The 313-nt window shown below is 69.6% G+C and carries 1 protein-coding gene; it reads right to left on the bottom strand.

Going from position 1 to position 313, the window contains the following annotated elements; all coding sequences use genetic code 11:
* Positions 1–313: condensation domain-containing protein (locus M8I34_RS41155; RefSeq protein WP_250058173.1), on the bottom strand; the 313-nt coding region annotated here is incomplete at both ends.

The following is a 313-nucleotide window of genomic DNA, read 5'->3' on the forward strand; positions in this document are numbered from 1 at the left end:
ATCGGTCAGCCGGAAGGCGTGGCGAGCGGCGGTGGCGATGTGCTCGGCGAGGTGTGCGGCATCGGTCGTGACGACCTCGATCGTCGGCCGGGCGGCGTCGCCGTGCAGTACTTGCTGGCGTGGGGTGCCGTCGGTCTCGGGGAAGACGGTGCGCAGCGATTCGTGCCGGTCGGCGAGGTCGCAGATGGCCTCACGTAGTGCGGTGGTGTCGAGTTCGCCGGTGAGCCGGAGGGCCATCGGCACGTTGTAAGTGGGGCTGGGTCCTTCGAGTTGGTGGAGGAACCAGAGGCGGCGTTGGGCGTGGGAGAGGGGG

The organism is Streptomyces sp. MCA2 (genome assembly GCF_023544705.1).
Classification (GTDB): Bacteria; Actinomycetota; Actinomycetes; order Streptomycetales; family Streptomycetaceae; genus Streptomyces; species Streptomyces decoyicus.